This is a genomic window from Advenella sp. RU8, assembly GCF_048381675.1.
Lineage (GTDB): Bacteria > Pseudomonadota > Gammaproteobacteria > Burkholderiales > Burkholderiaceae_B > Advenella.
Genome location: NZ_JBLWIS010000013.1, coordinates 39,138 through 59,562, shown reverse-complemented (window position 1 = coordinate 59,562; position 20,425 = coordinate 39,138). Strand labels below are relative to the sequence as shown.

Annotated in this window: 21 protein-coding genes; 9 read left to right on the top strand and 12 right to left on the bottom strand. The window is 52.3% G+C overall.

Annotated features, from left to right (window positions below):
- Positions 1-85: 85 nt before the first annotated feature.
- The 4 genes from ACM5Q9_RS13460 to ACM5Q9_RS13445 all read right to left on the bottom strand — a co-directional run bounded on the left by ACM5Q9_RS13460 (position 86) and on the right by ACM5Q9_RS13445 (position 4,306).
- Positions 86-769: a hypothetical protein gene (locus tag ACM5Q9_RS13460; protein WP_418145243.1), complete on the bottom strand. Its 684-nt coding sequence runs from the start codon at positions 767-769 to the stop codon at positions 86-88.
- An 84-nt stretch (positions 770-853) separates the two neighbouring features.
- Positions 854-2,617, bottom strand: coding sequence for a gamma-glutamyltransferase (gene ggt, locus ACM5Q9_RS13455; protein ID WP_418145242.1), 1,764 nt, complete (start codon positions 2,615-2,617; stop codon positions 854-856).
- Between the two features lie 86 nt (positions 2,618-2,703).
- On the bottom strand, positions 2,704-3,099 hold the full coding sequence (locus ACM5Q9_RS13450; protein WP_418145241.1) for an RNA-binding S4 domain-containing protein: 396 nt from the start codon (positions 3,097-3,099) through the stop codon (positions 2,704-2,706).
- Positions 3,086-4,306 carry an MFS transporter gene (locus ACM5Q9_RS13445; RefSeq protein WP_418145240.1) on the bottom strand — a complete coding sequence of 407 codons (1,221 nt, stop codon included), beginning with the start codon at positions 4,304-4,306 and terminating at the stop codon, positions 3,086-3,088. Before ACM5Q9_RS13445 ends, ACM5Q9_RS13450 begins: the two co-directional genes overlap by 14 nt.
- Positions 4,307-4,404: 98 nt before the next feature.
- On the opposite strand from ACM5Q9_RS13445, the gene ACM5Q9_RS13440 reads away from it, so the two are divergent.
- Together ACM5Q9_RS13440 and ACM5Q9_RS13435 are read left to right on the top strand one after the other, a co-directional pair.
- Positions 4,405-4,896: a CreA family protein gene (locus tag ACM5Q9_RS13440; protein WP_418145239.1), complete on the top strand. Its 492-nt coding sequence runs from the start codon at positions 4,405-4,407 to the stop codon at positions 4,894-4,896.
- Between the two features lie 77 nt (positions 4,897-4,973).
- Positions 4,974-5,801, top strand: coding sequence for a DUF3025 domain-containing protein (locus ACM5Q9_RS13435; protein ID WP_418145238.1), 828 nt, complete (start codon positions 4,974-4,976; stop codon positions 5,799-5,801).
- A 314-nt stretch (positions 5,802-6,115) separates the two neighbouring features.
- On the opposite strand, the gene ACM5Q9_RS13430 is transcribed toward ACM5Q9_RS13435, so the two are convergent.
- The 5 genes from ACM5Q9_RS13430 to ACM5Q9_RS13410 all read right to left on the bottom strand — a co-directional run bounded on the left by ACM5Q9_RS13430 (position 6,116) and on the right by ACM5Q9_RS13410 (position 10,032).
- Positions 6,116-6,943 carry a sulfite exporter TauE/SafE family protein gene (locus ACM5Q9_RS13430; protein ID WP_418145237.1) on the bottom strand — a complete coding sequence of 276 codons (828 nt, stop codon included), beginning with the start codon at positions 6,941-6,943 and terminating at the stop codon, positions 6,116-6,118.
- Positions 6,940-7,707: an ABC transporter ATP-binding protein gene (locus tag ACM5Q9_RS13425; protein WP_418145236.1), complete on the bottom strand. Its 768-nt coding sequence runs from the start codon at positions 7,705-7,707 to the stop codon at positions 6,940-6,942. Before ACM5Q9_RS13425 ends, ACM5Q9_RS13430 begins: the two co-directional genes overlap by 4 nt.
- Before the next feature lie 7 nt (positions 7,708-7,714).
- A complete protein-coding gene (gene hisM, locus ACM5Q9_RS13420) occupies positions 7,715-8,449 on the bottom strand; it encodes a histidine ABC transporter permease HisM (protein ID WP_418145235.1) in 735 nt (244 codons plus the stop codon).
- A complete protein-coding gene (locus ACM5Q9_RS13415; protein ID WP_418145234.1) occupies positions 8,446-9,135 on the bottom strand; it encodes an ABC transporter permease in 690 nt (229 codons plus the stop codon). Before ACM5Q9_RS13415 ends, hisM begins: the two co-directional genes overlap by 4 nt.
- 93 nt (positions 9,136-9,228) lie before the next feature.
- Entirely contained in the window at positions 9,229-10,032 is an 804-nt protein-coding gene (locus ACM5Q9_RS13410; RefSeq protein ID WP_418145233.1) for an ABC transporter substrate-binding protein, read from the bottom strand.
- A gap of 300 nt (positions 10,033-10,332) precedes the next feature.
- On the opposite strand from ACM5Q9_RS13410, the gene ACM5Q9_RS13405 reads away from it, so the two are divergent.
- Both ACM5Q9_RS13405 and ACM5Q9_RS13400 read left to right on the top strand, forming a co-directional pair.
- Positions 10,333-10,944 carry a GNAT family N-acetyltransferase gene (locus ACM5Q9_RS13405; RefSeq protein ID WP_418145273.1) on the top strand — a complete coding sequence of 204 codons (612 nt, stop codon included), beginning with the start codon at positions 10,333-10,335 and terminating at the stop codon, positions 10,942-10,944.
- A gap of 71 nt (positions 10,945-11,015) precedes the next feature.
- On the top strand, positions 11,016-11,933 hold the full coding sequence (locus tag ACM5Q9_RS13400) for a lysine exporter LysO family protein (RefSeq protein ID WP_418145232.1): 918 nt from the start codon (positions 11,016-11,018) through the stop codon (positions 11,931-11,933).
- Here ACM5Q9_RS13400 and ACM5Q9_RS13395 read toward each other — a convergent pair.
- The 3 genes from ACM5Q9_RS13395 to ACM5Q9_RS13385 form a co-directional block, all read right to left on the bottom strand.
- Positions 11,930-12,955: an ABC transporter ATP-binding protein gene (locus ACM5Q9_RS13395; RefSeq protein ID WP_418145231.1), complete on the bottom strand. Its 1,026-nt coding sequence runs from the start codon at positions 12,953-12,955 to the stop codon at positions 11,930-11,932. The two genes, ACM5Q9_RS13400 and ACM5Q9_RS13395, sit on opposite strands and share 4 nt — an antisense overlap.
- Positions 12,943-14,646 (bottom strand): ABC transporter permease, encoded by a 1,704-nt coding sequence (locus ACM5Q9_RS13390; protein ID WP_418145230.1) that lies wholly within the window; start codon positions 14,644-14,646, stop codon positions 12,943-12,945. Before ACM5Q9_RS13390 ends, ACM5Q9_RS13395 begins: the two co-directional genes overlap by 13 nt.
- A gap of 66 nt (positions 14,647-14,712) precedes the next feature.
- Positions 14,713-15,687, bottom strand: a complete 975-nt coding sequence (locus ACM5Q9_RS13385; protein ID WP_418145229.1) for an ABC transporter substrate-binding protein — start codon at positions 15,685-15,687, stop codon at positions 14,713-14,715.
- 235 nt (positions 15,688-15,922) lie between these two features.
- Here ACM5Q9_RS13385 and ACM5Q9_RS13380 point away from each other — a divergent pair, with 235 nt between their 5' ends.
- The 5 genes from ACM5Q9_RS13380 (at position 15,923) to ACM5Q9_RS13360 (ending at position 20,392) form a co-directional block, all read left to right on the top strand.
- Complete coding sequence (locus ACM5Q9_RS13380) at positions 15,923-16,807, top strand: EamA family transporter (protein WP_418145228.1); 885 nt, start codon at positions 15,923-15,925, stop codon at positions 16,805-16,807.
- Positions 16,808-16,936: 129 nt separating this feature from the next.
- On the top strand, positions 16,937-17,185 hold the full coding sequence (locus ACM5Q9_RS13375; protein WP_418145227.1) for a GlsB/YeaQ/YmgE family stress response membrane protein: 249 nt from the start codon (positions 16,937-16,939) through the stop codon (positions 17,183-17,185).
- Between the two features lie 56 nt (positions 17,186-17,241).
- A complete protein-coding gene (locus tag ACM5Q9_RS13370; protein ID WP_418145226.1) occupies positions 17,242-17,598 on the top strand; it encodes a YkvA family protein in 357 nt (118 codons plus the stop codon).
- A gap of 29 nt (positions 17,599-17,627) precedes the next feature.
- Positions 17,628-19,004, top strand: coding sequence for a DUF2868 domain-containing protein (locus ACM5Q9_RS13365; protein WP_418145225.1), 1,377 nt, complete (start codon positions 17,628-17,630; stop codon positions 19,002-19,004).
- Between the two features lie 2 nt (positions 19,005-19,006).
- Entirely contained in the window at positions 19,007-20,392 is a 1,386-nt protein-coding gene (locus ACM5Q9_RS13360) for a GTPase/DUF3482 domain-containing protein (RefSeq protein ID WP_418145224.1), read from the top strand.
- Positions 20,393-20,425 lie beyond the last annotated feature (33 nt).

Sequence of the window (20,425 nt, the reverse complement as noted above, 5' to 3'; positions counted from 1 at the left end):
ACCCGTTTTATATATGCGTGGCGGCTCCCGCCAGCGTACCGGATTTCAATGTTGATTATCTTTTCGGGCAGATGTTTGTGCCGGCTCAGGATTTTTCAGATTCGGACGGAGTAAGCGCTTCTGGTGTATTGCCTGTGCCATCAGGAACAGGCGAACCAGCCTCTGGAGCTGGACTCGGAATTTCAGGTGCAGACAGGCTGGTATCGGGCACCAGGCTTTCATTAATATCTGCCACGGGCATTTGCAAACGCGCCTCTTCCAATTGCAATCTGGCGGTTTCCATCCGTGCCTGGGCCTCTTCGGCCAGCAAACGGGCTTCATCCGCACGGGCTTTGGCCTCTTCGGCACGCGCCTTGGCTTCTTCGGTTTTCAGGCGGGCTTCTTCAGTCTTGAGTTTGGCCAGTTCCACATTGGCCTGCGCTTCCATGGCATTGTTTTTGGCGGCCTCGGCATTCAGGCGGGCGGCTTCTTCATCTGATTTGGCTTTGGCGGCCAGTGCCTTGGCTGCATTTTCCTTGCTTAAGGCTTCTTTCTGGCGCAGACGAGCTTCATCGGCAATGGCTTTGGCTTCATCCTTGCGGGCCTTGGCCTCGGCAGCCCGGGCCTTGGCTTCGGCCTGTTTGGCACGGGCAAGCTCCACTTCAGAGTGATCAATGTCGCCATGAACGGTTACCGGCGGGCTGCTCACAGGCACCCCCTGGTCACAGCCCGTCAAAAAGCCTGCAACTATCATCAACGATATGACCAATGCCTTGCCGGAAACGTTCATTTGCCTTGCCACCATACTCCGTTAAAAAAGCAACAATAACAGCTTATATCACGAGAAACAAGATGGGAAAATGCCTGTAACCCGCTAATAACCAATCGTCACGCCATCCGGGTTGCGCGGATCGGAATAACCATACAGCACATTGTCGCGTACCTGAATGGTTTGCGTGCGACCCATGGCGGGCTTCAAGGCAATTTCATAACCCTTTTCCTTTAACAGGGCCAGGGTATCGGGGCTAAAGCCTTTTTCCACACGCAACTCATCGGGCAACCACTGATGGTGAAAACGGGGTGTTGACGCTGCTTCGGCCGGGTTCATGCCAAAATCAATACTGTTCAGGATGGTTTGCAGCACGGTCGTGATAATGCGTGCCCCACCCGGACTACCGGTGACCAGCCAGGGTTTGCCGTCTTTCAGCACCAAGGTGGGCGTCATGGAAGACAGAGGCCGTTTTGCCGGCTCAACCGCATTGGCATCGCCCCCAATCAGGCCAAACACATTGGGTACGCCCGGTTTGGCCGAGAAATCATCCATCTCATTATTCAGCAGAATACCGCTTTCACCAGCCACAATACCACTACCAAAATTCAGGTTAAGCGTATAGGTAACGGCCACCGCATTGCCGTCTTTGTCCACCACCGAATAATGCGTGGTCTGGTCACTTTCGTAGGGTTGCGGCTTGCCCGGCAGAATTTCTTTAGATGGCGTTACCTTATCAAAAGAAATGGTATTGGCCAGGCTGTTGGCATACGCTTTTGAGGTGAGCCCTTTTTGTGGCACCTGGGAAAAATCAGGGTCGCCCAGATACTCGGAACGGTCGGCATAGGCCCGTTTCATGGTTTCAGCCACCAGGGTAACGGTTTTTGAACTGTTCAACCCTAAAGTATTAAGGTCGTGCGGTTCCAGCATATTCAGCATCTGGATCACATGAATACCCCCAGAACTGGGTGGCGGCATGGAAACCACCTCATATCCGCGATACGTGCCTTTCACCGGCTCACGTTCGACCACCTTGTAATTGGCCAGGTCTTCTTTGCTAATCAGGCCATCATGCTTGCCCATTTCCGCTACAATCTGGTCGGCAATTTTCCCCTTGTAGAAAGCATCGGCACCTTCTTTGGCAATCAAACGCATGGATTCAGCCAAGTCTTTCTGCACCAGCAAATCACCCGCTTTCAACGGTTCGCCATCCTTGAAAAATATGGCTTTGGTGGTGTCCCACTTACCCAGGCTTTTTTGGGTGGCAGCCAGGTTTTCTGCCAGTGAATTGCTAACGATATAACCGTTTTCCGCCAGATCAATGGCCGGCTTAATAAGCTGTTCCAAGGGCATGCTACCCCATTTTTTGAGGGCATGTTCCATACCGGCCACCGTACCCGGCACGCCAACTGCCAGGTGGGTATATAGCGATCTGCCTGCTGCCACGTCCCCCTTTTCGTCCAGATACATGTCACGGCTTGCCTTGGCCGGTGCCATTTCCCGGAAATCAAGGGCAATGGTTTGGCCACTCTCCCTGTCATGCACCATCATGAAACCGCCGCCGCCCAGGTTGCCCGCATTGGGCAGGGCAACCGCCAGCGCAAAGCCGATTGCCACGGCCGCATCAACGGCATTACCGCCTTTTTTAAGGATGTCCAGCCCTATGGCAGAAGCCAGGTCCTGCTCGGTGGCCACCATCCCGTTATGGGCAATGACCGGATGGAAAATATCCATGTCATAGTCATACTGTACCTGGGGTGGCGCCACCGGGACGGATGTTTTGGCCTGTAACGGTGTAACAGAAACCCCTGCCAGTAATGTCAGGCCAAGGAATGTAACAACGGCACTTCGCTTGAGATGAATAGACATAATGCCTCCTTGATGGATATTAAGCAGCATTCCCAAGCGGGAGCATGGGAACGAGAATACAAATATTAAATCAGACGTGATCGTCTTCAATACCGCCGTTTTAAATCATCAAGATAACGCCGGTCACGCTTGGTGGGGCGGCCATGCAAAATGGTATCGGCAGGCTCATTGGCCAGCCGTCTTCTTTCTTTTTCCGCTTCCCGGGTCTGGATGCTTTCAGGGGTTTCTTCGTACAGCAACTGCGCCACCGGTGCCGGGCCACGTACCGCACTTAAGGCCTTGATTTCCACCACCCGAACCATGCGCTCCTGCCGGATGGTGATCCTGTCACCGACCTTGACCTCGCGTGCCGGTTTGCTACAGGCCTGTTCATTCACATCCACCCGCCCTTTTTCAACTTCGCTGGCCGCCAGCGAACGGGTTTTATAAAACCGGGCGGCCCAAAGCCATTTATCAATACGCAGTTTTTCAAGCGTGCTCATTCTTGACACCAAAATAGTAAATACTTAGCAATGATACTATAGCCGTCAGTAGCAGTCCTGTTGTGAATATAAGGGAATACGCACCCCATTGCGCCAGCAGAAAGGCAAATGCCAAAGGTGAAAACGACTGCACGATACGGGCTGGCATGGCGATCAACCCCAGCCGTTGTCCATAATTGGCAGCACCAAACAGGGCCAGCGGAACCGTTCCCATGGCAATCGTCAACATGCCATTGCCCGCCCCATGCAAAATGGCAAACATATTAGGGCTGCCATTAAAAAACAAGAACAGCACCGCCCCCACAGGATGCAAAGACGCGGCCAAAACGGCCACCAGAACCGGATGCACCTTCCCCAGAAAAAAGAACTCAAACAAACGGGCAGCCACCTGGGCCGGACCAATCAGGGCACCGGCCATGACCGCCACAGACAAGCCATACCCGGCCAGCACGATCAGTTCAGGAAAGTGTGCCGCCAATGAAGTGGAAATAAACCAGGCTACGGCAAAAACATAAGACAGTAACATCATTTGCCATAGAATCCGCTTTGACCCCTGCGACCTGCCTGCCTGGTTTTCAGCCTGCAACGGTTCTGTTCCGGTTTCCTGCAGAACACCGGTTTCGGCTTGGGTTTCATGCTTGATGGATGGTACCAGCAGATGAAGCGGCATTCCCAGGATCATATGCAACAATGCCCACATCAGGCAAACCTGCGGCCAGCCCCAGTACTGTAATACCCAGCTCATTAAGGGCCAGCCTACCGTACTGGCCAGTCCACCCAGCAAAGTCACGCCCATGATGGCAGAACGGGCCTGTTTGCCATAAAACCGGGTCAGGGTCGCAAAAGCGGAGTCGTACATGCCATGTCCCATCCCCAGGCCAATCAGGCCAAACCCCAATCCCACAACCATAATGTCCTTCGCGGATGACAACAGCAGCAAACCCGTCATAAAGAACAGGCTGGACAGCAGCAGCACCGGCCTGCCTCCCACCCGGTCTATTCTTCGCCCCGTAATGGGGGTCACAAAAGCGGACAGCAAAAGGGCCAGGGAAAACGCGGCAAACACCCATGCTACCGGCATATCCAGTTCATTGGCCATTGGCTGGGCAATCATGGCCGGCAAATAATAAGTAGAGGACCAGGCCAGCATTTGGGTAATACCCAGTACAATAGTCAATAATGTTTTATGGTTGGTTTGAACAGTCATGGTGTTTAGCTGGTTATATTGAGCTGGCTTTGAATTTTAGTGATTGAACCCCATATTGCAGTTTGACATACTCTCATTACCCCACAAAGACGCTTAGCATGAAAAAAATACTCCTGGCCGCCCTTGCCCTATCCGGTTTTTTCTTTCAACCCGCCGCTCAGGCCGAAGAGGTTGGCTGCGTCAGTACCACCTGGCGCGTTGTCAATAATGACAAAGTTTGCGTTCAATCATTTAATGACCCCGATATTGAAGGTGTTGTCTGCCACTTGTCGCACGCCCAAACCGGTGGTATTTCAGGCGCACTGGGCCTGGCAGAAAACCCCTCTCGCTTTGCCATTTCCTGCCGCCAGGTTGGCCCCATCAAGGCCGCCAAAGCCATCCCTGACAAAAAAGAAAATATCTTCACCCAGCGCATGAGCCTGTTATTCAAAGACCTTAACGTGACCCGCCTGCTGGATAAACCCAATAATACGCTGGTTTACCTGGTCGTTAGTGAACGGGTGATTGAAGGTTCACCTTACAACAGCATTTCAGGCGTTCCGCTCATGCCCTGGGGCGATAAAATGCCTGAGGTGACTTTCAAGAAATAGTCCTTCCACGCCTGTTATAAGCTAGTTTTACCCTTTCCGCCCTTGCCACAGGGGCTGCTTAACTTTTTTGCAACGCCATGCCCATCTCCGTCCTGAACCGGATCCATCTTGACGCCCCCTACTGGTCTCCCTGGAAATCCCGTTTCCCTGCCCCGCAGCAGATGGTCTCCAGCGTTCACGCACTCCTGAATGGGCAGCGTCCTACCCACCCACCGGTTAAGTTCGTTCCGCAAGAAACCCTGCCCGACGGCATGGCTTATGAAACCTATATTTATGAAACCGGCAATGTGCCTACCCGTGACGGCCTGCATGATTATTTCAATGCCCTGTGCTGGTTTACCTTCCCGAACACCAAAATCCGCCTTAACCAATTACAGGCGGCACAAATAAGACAGGCCGGTGTGGGTGATACCCGGGGACAAATACGGGATGCGATTACGATTATTGATGAAAACGGTTTTTTCATCCAATGCCCGGACGAGCTTTGGCAGGCCCTGCAAGCCAGGCAATGGAAAACCGCCTTCCAGACCTTACGCCCCCTGTGGCGCCAAACCCGGGTCATCGCCTTCGGCCATGCCCTGCTGGAAAAACTGGTTGACCCTTACAAAGCCATTACCGCCCATGCCATCCGGATACCCAACACGCTTTGCTTGCAAGAAAACACGGCAAACCTGGCCAATAACACTACCAGCTCAGTCACTCAAGCCAACCCAAACGGTCCGGCGATTTTCTGTGCCGAAGCCATAAAGCAGGTAGATGAATATCTTGCTACTTTCCTGGCACCCGAAACCTTGCAGGAAAAACCGTTCATTCCCCTTCAAATCTTCGGCATCCCAGGCTGGCATGAAGACCAGACAAACGAAGATTTCTATAACGACAACAAAGTATTCAGAACACCCAAATAAGCAGGCGAACCAAGCCCCCGACTCTTCAATATACCAGCGGGCCTCAAAACAACAAAAGCGTGATGACATGACCGATGCAGCGACTTCGGTGCGAAGCGGCGTCGGAGCAAAGCGGTCGTGTCATCACGCTCTGCTTGCCAAGAATCCGCTCATCTACCCTTCTAAAGGTCCAGCTGATCATTTCAAGAACAAACAAGGCCGGATTTATACCACTAGTGCAGCGACTTCGGCCCGCAGGGGCGTCGGAGCAAACTGGTGGTATAAATCCGGTCCTGACACACTGTGCCTTGCCAAAATAAAAAGCTGAAAAACCTCTAAATTACGTCAAATGCCGTTAATGATTTGTACAGCATATACGCACTAATCGAAAACAATAACAAGGCAAAAATCCGCTTCAGCCTGTCAACCGGCCAGCTATGCGCACACTTTGCCCCCACAGGCGCCAGCACCACACTCATGGTAATCAGCACCAGCAAGCCTGGCCAATACACATAACCCAGCATCCCGTCCTGAATGCCTATTTTTTCAATCCCGGAACTGATATACCCGATACTGTTACCCACCGCAATCGGAAAACCCAGCGCCGCCGATGTGGCCACCGCATTGCGGATAGGCACATTACACCAGACCATGAACGGCACCGACAAAAATCCGCCACCGGCGCCCACCAGGCCTGAAATAAACCCAATCCCGGTACCCACGGCTGTACGACCGGTCACACCCGGCAACTGGCGTGACGCCTTGGGCTTTTTGTTTTTTAACATGTTCAGCCCTGAATAGCCCACAAAAACCGCAAAAAACAAAGCCAGCCAGGCCATACTGATAAACCTGAAGGCAACGCCACCGGCCAGCAATCCGCCTAAAATAATGCCCGGCACCAATGAAAAAACAACCGGCCACAACACGGCACCTTTTTTATGATGCGCCCGCATGCTTGACAACGAGGTGAACATAATCATGCTCATGGACGTTGCGATGGCTGCATGCACCGCAATATCGCCCGACATTTGCTGCCAGGTAAACAGCATGGTAAGAAATGGCACCAACACCATTCCACCACCAACACCCAGCAAGCCGGCCATAAAACCACCAAACGCCCCCAGAGCAAGCAGAGCGACAATCATTTCAAAACTTAAGGTCATTTCAAATTACCTGATAAAAATTGCTGCAAACGAGCGCTCTTGGTATTGCCAAATACCTCATCGGGCGTCCCCTGTTCTTCTACGCTGCCCTGATGCAAAAACATCACCTGTGAAGCCAGGTTACGGGCAAAACCCATTTCATGGGTAACGACAATCATGGTTCGGCCTTCTTCGGCCAGCTGCTGCATGACTTTCAGCACATCACCAACCAGTTCGGGGTCAAGGGCCGAGGTGGGTTCATCAAACAGCATGACCTCGGGCTCCATGGCCAGGGCTCGGGCAATCGCCACGCGCTGCTGCTGTCCACCCGACATCTGGGAAGGATATTGTTTTTCTAACGCGGCAGACAGCCCCACCTTGTTCAGGTAATGACGGGCACGCTCAAGGGCTTCGCTTTTTTTAACACCCAAAACATGCATGGGTGCCTCGATCACATTCTCCAGCGCGGTCATGTGTGCCCACAAATTGAAATGCTGGAACACCATGGCCAGCCGGGTCCTGAACAATTGCAAGCGTTTTTCATCAGACACGCGCAAACGGCCTTTTTTATCCTGGACAACCGTCAGTTCCTCGCCATTCAGGAAAACACTGCCACTATTGGGTTGCTCAAGAAAATTGATGCAACGTAGAAAAGTGCTTTTGCCAGAACCGCTTGAGCCAATAAGCGCGATCACGTCTCCGGCACTGGCCTGCAGCGAAACGCCTTTCAGGACTTCGTTTTGACCATATGATTTATGTATTTTTCGAACATCTAATTTATACATGGCTTTCCTAATTATTTTCGTATGCCAAAAAGGCCAGTGCGCGACGTTCAGCCCGCCTGAATGCCCAAACCAATACAAACGAAATTGACATATACAAAAGTGCCGCCGTGCCATACGAGGCAAAGGTTAAATAAGTGGCGGCATTGGCATCGCGTGCTACTTTAAGAATATCAGGCACCGTAGCCGTAAACGCCAATGAGGTGGCGTGCAGCATCAAAATGACTTCATTGCTATAGGCAGGCAAGGCGCGGCGCAAGGCTGAAGGAAGAATGATACGGGTATACATTTTCCAGCGTGACATGCCATAGGCCCGGGCGGCATCAAGCTCACCGTATGGCGTGGCTTTTATGTATCCGGCAAAGATCTCTATGGTATAGGCCAGGGTATTCAGCAACAGCGCCAGGACCACGCAGTTATAACCGCTCATGAAAAACGCGTGCAACAAGGGCGTGTCCTGAATAAACTCCAAGCCCACAATCCCACTGTAAATAAGCAGCAGCTGCACATAAAACGGTGTGCCCCGGAAAACCCAGCTAAAGAACCAGACCGGACCACTGATAAATTTGTTTTTGGAAACCCGCATGACCGACAGCGGCAAGGCCAGCACGAAACCCAGCACCACCGACAGGGTTAGAATCCATAAGGTAACGGCCAGCCCCGAAAACTGGGTACCATCCCAGTACAGAAACGGTGCCCAATACTCATTGATGACGGTGAGAAAATTTTCAAAGGACTCAATCATAAATGAGCCTCACGAACGCCAACAGAATATTTTTTCTCAAGCCACCACAACACCACGCTGGAAACAGTGGTAAGCCCCAGATAAATAAGGCCAGCCACAGAAATGAACAGGAACATGCTGGCCGTTGCACGACCTGCCGTTTGCGTTACCTGAACCAGGTCTGACAAGCCAATAATTGACACCAGGGCAGTTGCCTTCAGCAACACCAGCCAGTTATTGCCGATGCCCGGCAGTGCAAATCGCATCATTTGCGGGAACAGTATACGACTGAACACCTGGCGGTTGCTCATGCCAAATGCCTTGCCTGCTTCCAGCTGCCCTTTGGGCACCGCCAGAAAAGCGCCACGTAATGTTTCCGCAAAATAAGCACCATAAATAAAACCGATAGTCAGCACCCCCGCCACAAACGGATCAATTTCCAGCATGGGCAAGCCCAGGGCATCGGTAATATTGTTAAGTCCCATTTGAATGCTGAAGAAAATAAGCAACATCAGCACCAGATCGGGCACGCTGCGCACCAGCGTTGTGTAGGCCTGGGCAACGCCCTTGAAAAGCAAATTCCCGAACAGTTTTGCGATTGCCCCGATCAGGCCCAGCAAAAAGGCCACCAATAGCGACAAAATTGCCAGCTTGATGGTTTCCCAAGTACCGTCCAGAATCTGGCCGCCATAGCCATGCAAAAACATGTGTTTCCCTTAAAAACAAAAATGATTGAGCAACCCGGGGTTGCTCAATCAAGCGATTACTTCAATTGATTGCGATGTCACTCAGGCTTATTGTTATTTGGCCTGCATCAGACCGATTTCACCGGGCTGGAAATACTTGCCGGCAATTTCTGCAATTGTACCTTCTGTAACCAGCTCATTGATGGCATTATTAATGGCTTCTTTCAATTTCACATCGGATTTGCGCAATCCCATGGCAATTTCATTGTTCAGGATAGGATCATCAGACAGCACTTCCCCGACAAACTCAAAGTCCCTGCCTTCCGGTGTTACCAAAAAGCCGGCAATCGCATTGGGCTTCTCAAGCAAGGCGGCATCAAGACGGCCAGCACGCAAATCGGCATAGGTTTGTGTCTGGTCCTGGTAAGACACAATTTGCACGCCCCCTTTACCCCAGGCTTTTTTGGCAAAGGTTTCCTGGGTGGTGCCTTGCAATACGCCAAGGCGTTTTCCCTTCAGGGATTCTGCAGTAGGCAGCATGCCGCTGCCTTTTTTGGCAATCAGCTGGGTGGGAATGGAATACAGGGGATCGGTAAAGTTGATCACCTTTGAGCGCGCTTCAGTGGCCGTCATGCTGGAATGGATAACATCAAACTTGCGGGCCTGAAGGGCAGGAATCAAGCCATCAAAAGACTGCTCAACCCACACGCATTTGGCTTGCAGTTTACCGCAAATGGCCGTAGCGACATCCACATCAAATCCTTCCATTTCGCCCTTGGCATTCCTGTATTCAAAAGGAGGGTAAGTAGCTTCAACGCCAATGCGGATTTCTTTCCAGTCACTGGCAGCAGCAAAATTGCCCATCCCCAGAACAGAACATGCCAATCCCGCAGCAAGCAATATTTTTCTGATTTTCATGCCTAAATTTCCTATGCAAATTGATCAAAAACGGAAGGCCAAACAAGATTTTCCTGTCTGATACAGAACATTTTCCTATCCGACATAATTCGATAATAACCGCAAGACTTGTTTATTGCCACTAGGGAACACCTTGATGACTTGATCCATGACATTGACTGGGCCATTTGCCATTCGCAAGCCCTTATCCACAATCTGATACACTATGTTTTTTCCGGATTTTCAATGCCGATTGTTTTTTCCTTGTAACCCTACACCATGACACTCTCTTCAGAAACCGGCCTGCCAGTGGTAGCCCCCATGAGCACCCCCATTCACCCGATCCAGCTAGAAGGATTTGGCGTTATTCTTCAGCCCATGCGGCTTGCCCACGCCGAGGGCCTGAAAAAAGCCGCCAGCGACGGCGAGCTATGGAAACTGGTGTATACCTCGGTGCCTGAACCTGGCAAAGAAACCGCTTATATTGAAGCCGCCCTGCAAGGACAAAAGGATGGCCACATGCTGCCATTCACCGTCCTTGATGCCAAAACAAAAAAAATAATCGGGACCACCCGTTTTCACGATATTGTTCCGGATATTGCCCGTCTTGAAATTGGCTATACCTGGTATGCCAAATCGTGGCAGCGTACCCACGTTAACACCGCCTGCAAATACCTGTTGCTGTTTTATGCTTTCCAAAGCCTGCGGGCCAATGTAGTTGGCTGGCGCACAGACATCATCAACCATACTTCGCAAAAAGCCATCGAAAGGCTGGGCGCAAAAAAAGATGGCGTATTGCGTGGCCATGCCAGGCGTCGCGATGGCTCTATCAGAGATACGGTCATGTACAGCGTAACCCGTGAAGAATGGCCTGCCGTCAAACAGGCATTGAAAGAAAAACTGGCCGCACTCCAGCAAAACAAACAGGCATAAACCCCATTATTGGCTTTTGCCTGTTTATCTCCCTATACGATAAACGCCAAGGCCTTAAAAAGGCGCTCCCCTTGAAAGACCTGCTGCTCTCATTATTACCCATCTGCCTGTATCTGCTGCTTGGCCTGGTCATTGGCAAAATACTGCCAGCCAGGCACTCGGCCCGACTGGCTAGCCTGATTACGCCTTTTGTATGGCTGCTCCTGTTTGCGATTGGCTATAAGTTTGGCCTGCAACTGGAAAACATGCAAAATGTAGGACAGATCCTGGGAATTGCACTGGCCTATGCCATGGGTACCACCGTGTTTTCTTTTGTTGGGTTATGGCTGCTCTTTCCCAAAAGTCCAAAAACCACTACTGAAGCCACCTCGGACTTTGGGATCTGGCATGTCGTTCGGGAATGTGGCATTGCCTTTGCCTTTTTACTGGCCGGCATCGGCTTGGCCAAACTGCTGCAGATGGTGCAACTGAATACCGGATGGCTGCCTTCCGCTGATACCTTTCTTCATATACTGTTAGTGCTGATTGGCATCGACCTGGTCAACGCACCCATTTCACTTAAATTCCTGCAGTTCCGGACCATCGCCACACCGGTGGTGGTCATACTGTGTTCCCTGCTGGCCGGGGCTGCTGTATCCTGGTTAATGGACATGGATATTCGCAATGGCCTGGTCCTGTCGGCCGGCTTTGGCTGGTTTTCGCTGTCGGGGGTGCTAGTTACGGCACGCCTTGGCGAATTTTACGGGGCTACTTCCCTGATGACCGACCTGTTCAGGGAGTTGCTGTCTATTGTCGTTTTGTTTTTTCTTGGCGCCCGCCATCCCGTTCCGGCAATTGGTTCATCAGGGGCAACCGCCATGGACACCACCCTGCCCATCATCAAAAAAATATCAGGCAACCATTATATTGCCACCGCCATTTTCAGCGGTGCGGTACTCAGCCTGGTCGCCCCCTTCCTGCTATCCTGGCTGCTTACCCTGTTCAATTAATCCAGCAGGGCCCAGGCCTGTTGCAACGCGACACAAACCTTCCGTTCTATATCCAGCCGTTCATGATGGTAAAAATCCAATTCCTGCCCGTCTTGCAGGCGGGCGGTATATTTATAGCGTTCGCCCTTGAAAACCCGGCTTAACACTTGTACTTCAAGCCCGTTTTCCACAACCCGGACATGCTCGGGCCTGACCAAAATGGCCTGCCGGGTTGAACCCAGTGAAGAAGACAGCAACTGCATGACTTCAGCGCCCGACAAGATCCGGTTATCCGTGTTGCGATGCACATATAAAATCGATCCCTGTCCAATGAAACGGGCCACCCAGGTATTTTGCGGATACTGGTACAGTTGCTCGGGCGTATCCCATTGCTCCAAACGGCCATGGTTCATCACGGCAATCCGGTCGGCCAGCGCCATGGCTTCTGCCTGGTCATGCGTGACATACACAAACGTTGCCCCGGTACGGCGGTGAAACTCGCGAAAGGTCTCTTCCATGGAAGCCCGCAAATGCTGGTCCAGATTGGCCAGGGGTTCATCAAGCAGCACCACGTCAGGGTGCGACACCAGGCAACGGGCCAGGGCAACCCGCTGGCGCTGCCCGCCACTCAGGTCTTGCGGTGCCCGCTCGGCCAGATGAGCCAGATTGACGGTTTCCAATGCCTGCATCACCTGTTGCCGATAGTCTTCGCCTTTAATCCCCCTGAGCTTCAGGGCATAACCGGCATTGTCCATCACATTCATATGCGGCCATAAGGCATACGATTGAAACACCATGCTCATGTTGCGCTGGTCTGGCGGCACGTGCAGGTTTTGTCCGGCCAGTTGCCTGCCTCCGACATGAATTGATCCCTGGCTGATCTGTTCAAAACCTGCCAGCATGCGCAAGATGGTTGTCTTGCCACACCCGCTTGGGCCAAGCAATGCCACAAAAGAACCGGAAGGCACGTCCAGGCTGAACGATTCCACCACCTGGGTATGGCCAAACGATTTGCCAACCCTGTCCAATACTAGCTGCGCCATGGAATCACTCCTTTAGGCAGATTACGGCCAACCATACCCAGAAAAATCATCAACACTGCAATCATCACAATAATCACGACTGAAATGGCTGAAGCCAGCACTGTTTCTCCACCATCTTCAAGATTAAAAACCAACACCCCCAGTGTTTCATTACCGGCACTCCATAACAACGCAGAAACGGTCAACTCATTGACCGCAATCAGGAAAACCAGCAGTAACCCGGCAAAAGCCGCGGGTGCCAGCAGGGGAAACACAATATCTCGCCATCTTCGTACCATAGATGCGCCACATAACTGGGCAGCCTCTTCCAGTGCACCATCAAGCTGCAGCATACTGGCGTGGACAGGCTTGAAACTGACCGTGAGAAAACGCGACAAATAGGCAAACAGGATAATCCCAAGACTGCCATAGAGACTGATTTGCAAAATGGGGATAGGCTTGGCAAACAGCAGAATACAGGCAATTGCCAAAACCACTCCCGGGAGGGCGTACGGCACATCCACCAGCATCAGGACCAATGAATACAAACGGCGCGGACGCCTGACGGTAACATAAGCCAGCGGCAACACCAGGCACGCCAGGATAAACGCGGCACTAAGTGACAGAAGCATGCTGTTTTCAAAAGCGCGCCAGGTCACGCCCTGCCTGGCCAGCATATGGGCATAGGCAGAAAAACTGATATTATCAAGACGCAAGGGCACACCTATGGCAGGAACCAGGGAACTGGCAACCAAAGCCAGTATTGGCAGGACCAGGATCAGCATAATAATCATGCCCAAGCCGATTTCACAACCAATTCGGGATTTACCCAGATCAAAGGCCAGCGGCTTGCCCGGCATGCCTACCAAAGGCATCCTGTTCTGGAAACGATGCTGTACCCACACGCCCAGCATGGCTATCGCACCCACAATCACGGACAGGCTAGAAACCTCATTCAGCATCAGCGGCCCGAAATCAGCCATTTTCTGGTAGATAAGCGTAGGCAGCACATAATAAGAAGCCGGAATACCCAACATGGCCGGGATACCAAAATTACCAAGGGCCGACACAAAAGCAATGGCCGCACCGGCCAGTATGCCGTTTTTGCACAGCGGAAAAATCATGTCCAGCATAATGCGATACTGGGAAGCACCACTTAACCGGGCCGCCTCTACCAGCTCTTTGGGCAAAACCAGCAAACTGGTCCGCACTGACAAAAAAACCAAAGGCGCATGCTGGATGCCCATCAAAAGGGCAATCCCCCAATCGGAATACAGGGGCTGCCGGCTGCCTAATGCAGGAGCCATGCCCAACAACTGCAGCAGGGCACTGCCAGGCCCCATCAGCTGAAGCCAGCTTAAGGCGGTTACCTGAGGCGGTATCATCATGGGCAACATGAACATGAAAACCCAAAAAGACTTGCCACGAACATTGGTCAATGCGATGAAAAATGCCAGTCCGGCGCCCAGCGTCAGCGACAGCAGGGTTGCCAGAAAACTGGTATACACGCTATGCCAGGTCGCCTGCCAGGTAGCCGAAGACTGCAGCACTTTCCAGAAACTGGATTTGTCCCCCGCAACGATATCCGACAAGGCCTCAGCCAACAGTCGCAGGCTAGGCAGGATATTGACCAGGAAAATAAGCAGGAAAAGGCCCAAAACCCACCAATGACGGGTTTTGTGCCTGAAAGAAGAAAGTTGCGGATTAGACATGAAAAAGAAACACAGAGGCGCTTATGCTTACACACAAGCGCCCGATTTTAAACCACCATTGAAGAATCAGTTGAACAGTTTACTGAATCCTTCCTTATCTTTTTCTGAATTGTCCAGCGCCTTGGCGGCATCAAAAGTCAACAGCTTGATCTGGCTGCGCTCGGGAAAGCCTGCCGGCGTTTTCATGCCATTACGGGCAGGCAGGTAACCCTGCTCAAGCACCAGCTGCTGGCCTGGTTCCGACAAGACAAAGTCAACAAACTTGCGGGCCAGCTCGGGCTGTTTGCTATCTTTCATGATGGCAACCGGCTCGGTCACCAGGCTAACGCCTTCCGTTGGAAAAACAAACTCAACCGGTGCTCCTTTGGCCTTTTCGCGAATCGCCATATAGTCGGCCAGCACGCCATAAGGGCTGGTACCGGAAGCCACGGCAGTCAGGACACTGCCGTTACCTTTAAGGGCAGAAGCGCCATTTTCCTTGAGTTTTTCGTAAAATTCCCAGGAAAATTCAGGGTTGGCGGTGAGCGTGGACAAATGAATCAATGCGGCACCTGAATACAGGGGACTTGGCATGGCCACCTGATTTTTATATTCAGGCTTGAGCAAATCTTTCCAGGAAGCCGGTTTTTCCTTGGCATTGGCATGGTGGGCAATACCGGTCGTAATCAGTTTGGTGCCATAATAATAGCCGTCCTTATCAAACAGGGCGGGGTCATATTCCTTGCTTTCCGTAGACTGGTATGCGGCCAGGATACCCTCTTTTTTCAGCTGCTCCAGCGTAACACTGTCGGCAATCAGCAAAACATCGGGCTTCACCACCCCTGCCGCCATTTCGGCACGCAGCTTGGTCATCAATTTGGTGGTGCCATCACGTACCCATTCAACTTTGGTGCCAGGGTTGGCCTTTTCAAAGGCGTCTACCGTCATTTGTGCATCCTGGGCGGGCTGGCTGGTATACAGCACCAGCGTTTCGGCCTGAACGCAGCCACTAAAAACAGTACCAGCCAGCATGGCTGATAAAGACAATACACGGAAATTCATATAAACCTCGGAATAATGAGTCAAGCTGGACGGATTTTACATTTTCGGCAAGCTTACGGTAGCCTGTTTACATGATTGTGACAATTAACCTTGAACAGAAAAAAGGCATAAAACCGCCTAACATGGTTGTAACGGCCTCTTTGCTGCGAACAGCTGGCAACGTGGCTGCGAAATGGTATGATTGCCTGTTGTATACCTTTCTTCAGTATCATCATCATTTCTCCTGGACCCCATCATGCCCTTGATCGACTGGTTTTGCGCCCTACTTGTGATTGTGGTTTGGGGCGTCAATTTCATTGCCATCAAATTCGGGCTGGTTGATTTTCCACCTTTATTGCTGGGTGCCTTACGCTTCATGGCGGTTGTTTTCCCGGCCATTTTTTTTATCAAGCGCCCCAACATTTCATTCAAGCTGCTGCTTGTTTATGGATTAACCATCAGTTTCGGGCAGTTTGCCTTCCTGTTCACCTCACTGGCGGTGGGCATGCCAGCCGGCGTGGCTTCCCTGCTTTTACAGGTACAGGCTTTTTTCACGGTATTAATTGCCGCCCTGGTACAACATGAGAAAGTCAGGCCCCATAACCTGCTGGCCATTGGCATTTCCATGCTTGGCCTGTTTATTATCAATACCAATGCCAATACCGGCCACCCCATTCCTGTCCTCGGCCTGGTCTTTATTTTTCTAGCTGCCCTCAGTTGGGCCACCGGCAATATAGTCATCAAACAAGCCAAAAACGTAAACATGCTCAGCCTGGTCGTTTGGGGCGGAACCATTCCCATTATTCCTTTCCTGCTAAGCTCATGGATTTTTGAGGGTGGTGATCTTATCGTCTCCAGCCTGCAATCAACAACCTTCACCGGTATTGCCGCCATTATGTACCTGGCCTATGGGGCTACGCTAGTGGGTTATGTATTATGGGGACGCCTGCTTGCCAAGCATCCGGTAGGCCTGATTGCCCCGCTAACCTTGCTGGTTCCGGTGGTAGGCCTGCTGTCTGCCTCATGGATCCTGGAAGAAAAACTGTCGGCACTGCAATGGCTGGGAGGTGCCGTTGTGATGCTGGGCCTGGTTGTAAACATCTTTGGCCCCAAGCTGCGCAAGCTTATCGCTTTACATTGAACCAGGAGAGACCATTCACGCCTTCCGTCTATGGCACTACACATCCTGAAACATTTCAGGCCTTGTTTACGGGTAAATCAATCTTATATTATTGGTAGCCAAGTCTACCCCCACGCGGAGCGTCATTATATGGATATTATCTGGGAAATTATCATCGGTTTTCTGGTTGGCCTGGTAGCTCGTGCCCTGATGCCCGGTTCGCAGTCATTAGGTTTGATCATGACAACCTTGCTAGGCGTCGTAGGCTCATTGGTAGCCACTAATCTGGGCCTGGCAGTTGGCATTTATGAGGCCGGCAGCAGTGCGCGCTTTATTGGCTCGGTCGTAGGCGCCCTGATTGTCCTGTTTGTTTACGGTTTAATCGCCAAAAACAAATAGCTGCTCGCATTACCCGTTGCGTGTGTCATGACACACGCAATTTTTAAGGAAAAAGAATGATTCAGTCCCATTTCGGTGACCAATCAAGCGCCCGCAATCAACCGGGCATCATCAGCAAGTTGGCACGCTTGGCAAAAAAAGCGGGCAGGCCTGTAATTGAAAAGGCCTTGTTCCTCTTTTTTGCCGTACAAAACCCCAAAACACCCGCTTGGGCCAAACGCGTTATTTACGGTGCGCTGGCCTATCTGGTCTTGCCGGTCGATGCCATTCCCGACCTGATGCCGATTGCCGGTTTTACCGATGACCTGGGCATTATTACCGCCGCCCTGGCAACGGTTTCTCTGTACATTACCGCTGAAGTTAAACAACAGGCACGACTAACATTAGACAAGTGGTTTGAAGAAAGGCAATAATCGTCTATTTGCATTACTCACGATTATTTATGCCTCAACACTCACTCAAGGATTATTGGGTTACTGAAACCCTCAGACTTAGGGAGGAACACTGGGGTCCCATCGAGGACACCACCCTATTGCACCAGATCCGTCACAGCCAAGAACCGGTCAGCGATAAAATCATCCAGCGTGCCATCCTGATTGCCAAACGCGACGGACTGGCCACCACCATTGAAAAATGGCAAGTCAATGCACGCCTGGCTTTTTGGGCGATGGCACTGCTGGCCATCTTTACCGGCATGGGCATGGCGGCCAGCGCCTTGGGAACGGGGCATGTCAACCTGCTGCTGGCACTGGTGGCTTTGCTGGGCCTGCACGCCATTACCTATTTATTCTGGCTGCTGTCTTTCTTTGCTCCTTACCATGGCGGCACCCTGCTGGGCCAGGCATGGCTTTGGCTTGGCAAGAAACTGGCACGCGGTCCTGATGCCACCCTGGCACCGCAGGCGTTTATCAATATCCTCAACCAGAATAATGGCCTGCGCTGGCTGCTGTCAGCCATCAGCCATGGCATCTGGACCCTGATGATGGCGGCAGGACTGATAACCCTATTGGCCCTGCTGGCGGCCAGGCAATACACCTTCGGCTGGGAAACCACCATCCTGCCTGCCTCTTCCTTTGTTTCCATTACGCAGGGCATTGGCTTTTTGCCACATTTACTGGGCTTTTCCATCCCTTCGGCCGACCTCGTCCAACAAAGCAGCGGACTGAATACCGCCAGCCCCGAGTCACAAGCCATCTGGTCATCCTGGCTGATTGGTGCAGTATTTGTTTATGGTTTGCTGCTACGCCTGGCCAGCTTGCTCCTGTGCCTGTGGAAGACCCGGCAAGCTATCCGCCAAATACAGATTGATGAAACCTTGCCAGCCTATGCCGGCCTGGTAGACCGCCTGTCTGCATACAGCGAACAAATCGGGGTGGATGCACCCGCCCCCGCATTGCAAACTGCTAAGCGCAACACCAGCCTTAACACCGCTCCGGCAGGCAGTCCGCTAGTACTCGGGCTGGAATTAAGCCCACGTACCCCATGGCCGCCTTTTGCACTACCCGCCAATGTTCATGACCAGGGCAAGCTGGAAAGCCGGGAACAGCGCCACCGGCTACTGGCACAAATGACCCATCAAGCCGTACCGGCCCTGCTGATTGTGTGTGACGCCGCGCAAACCCCCGACCGCGGCACCTTGCACTTCATTACCGACCTGTCCAATCTGGCGTCGCGCACTGATATCTATCTGCTAAACGATGACGGCAAACCGGAAAACCGCCTGCCACTATGGAAAGAACGCCTGCAACAGGCCGGTTTTGGCAATGAACAGTTGCATGAAACACAAAATACACTGCCGCAATGGATACAGGCAAGCTGAATATGGACACGAATCAAATACTGCATCTGGCGGTTGTTGGTCACACTAACACCGGCAAAACATCATTATTAAGAACCCTGACCCATGATACCGGGTTCGGGGAAATTGCCGATTTCCCGGGCACCACCCGTCATGTGGAAGGTGCCCGCCTGTTCCTGAACGGGCAAGCAGCGGTTGAACTGTTTGACACCCCGGGACTGGAAGATGGCATTGCGCTGCTGGACTACCTGGACCAGCTTAAAACGCAAACCGGGCAAAATTCCTCCCGTTTTGATGGACCTGAAAGTATTCACCGTTTTCTGGACACGCCTGAAAGTAGCGGACGCTTTGAACAGGAAGCCCGTGTGCTGCGCAAACTGCTGGAATGTGACGCCGGTTTATATGTGATTGATATTCGCGATCCGGTGCTGGCCAAGCACCGGGATGAACTGGCCATTTTAAGCCGCTGTGGCCGCCCGCTGGTACCCATCCTGAACTTCATGCACAGCAGCCCCAATTACCTGTCCGAGTGGAAAGAAACACTAGGGCATCTAGGCCTGCATTTAAGCATCGAGTTCGACACGGTCGCCCCCGCTCTGGATGGTGAAGAACAGCTTTACCAGAAACTGGCCCTGGTACTGGACAGCCATGCCGGCACCCTGAAAGCCCTGTCGGCAGATATCCACAAGCAACGCAAGCTGCGCAGGGAAATTGCCTACAACCTGATTGCCGAGCTCCTGATTGATGTGGCCGCCTACCGTTACACCAGCCCGGGTGATGATGAAAGCATTAAAAGCGCCACCCTCCTGTTGCAAGATGTAATCCGCCAGCGGGAGCAGGAAAGCATCCAGGCCCTGCTGACGCATTACCGCTTCAGGCCTGAAGACTACCCGGATCAGCCCCTACCGATTGAAGAGGGACGCTGGGGCATGGACCTGTTCCAGCCGCAGGCCCTGATGGAAATGGGCATTCAGGTGAGCAAGGGATTTATGGCCGGTGCCATGGCCGGTGCAGCAGTCGATGTCATGTCTGCCGGCCTTAGCCTGGGTACCGCCACCCTGATTGGCGGCGTCATTGGCAGTGTTTGGCAGGGCGTGGACAAATTCGGCAAACGCATCCTGGGTAAACTGCAAGGCTACCGGGAAATTTCTCTAGACGATGTGATTATTCGCCTACTGGGCATCAGGAGCCTGCAACTGCTCAAGGCCCTGGAAATGCGAGGCCATGCAGACCAACGCCCCATCATGCTGAATATGGAAACCATAAGCGGACAATTCAAGGAAGGGGAGCTGCCAGAAGAAATATTGGAAGCACGCAGCCTGCCGCAGTGGTCAAAAATGAGCGAGCATTTTGAAACCGGTGCCCGCCGCAACGCCGCGATCAAGTCGCTGGCCCGCAAGCTTCGTTAACAGGTGCTGAGGAGCGGGGTTATGCGGTGTAGC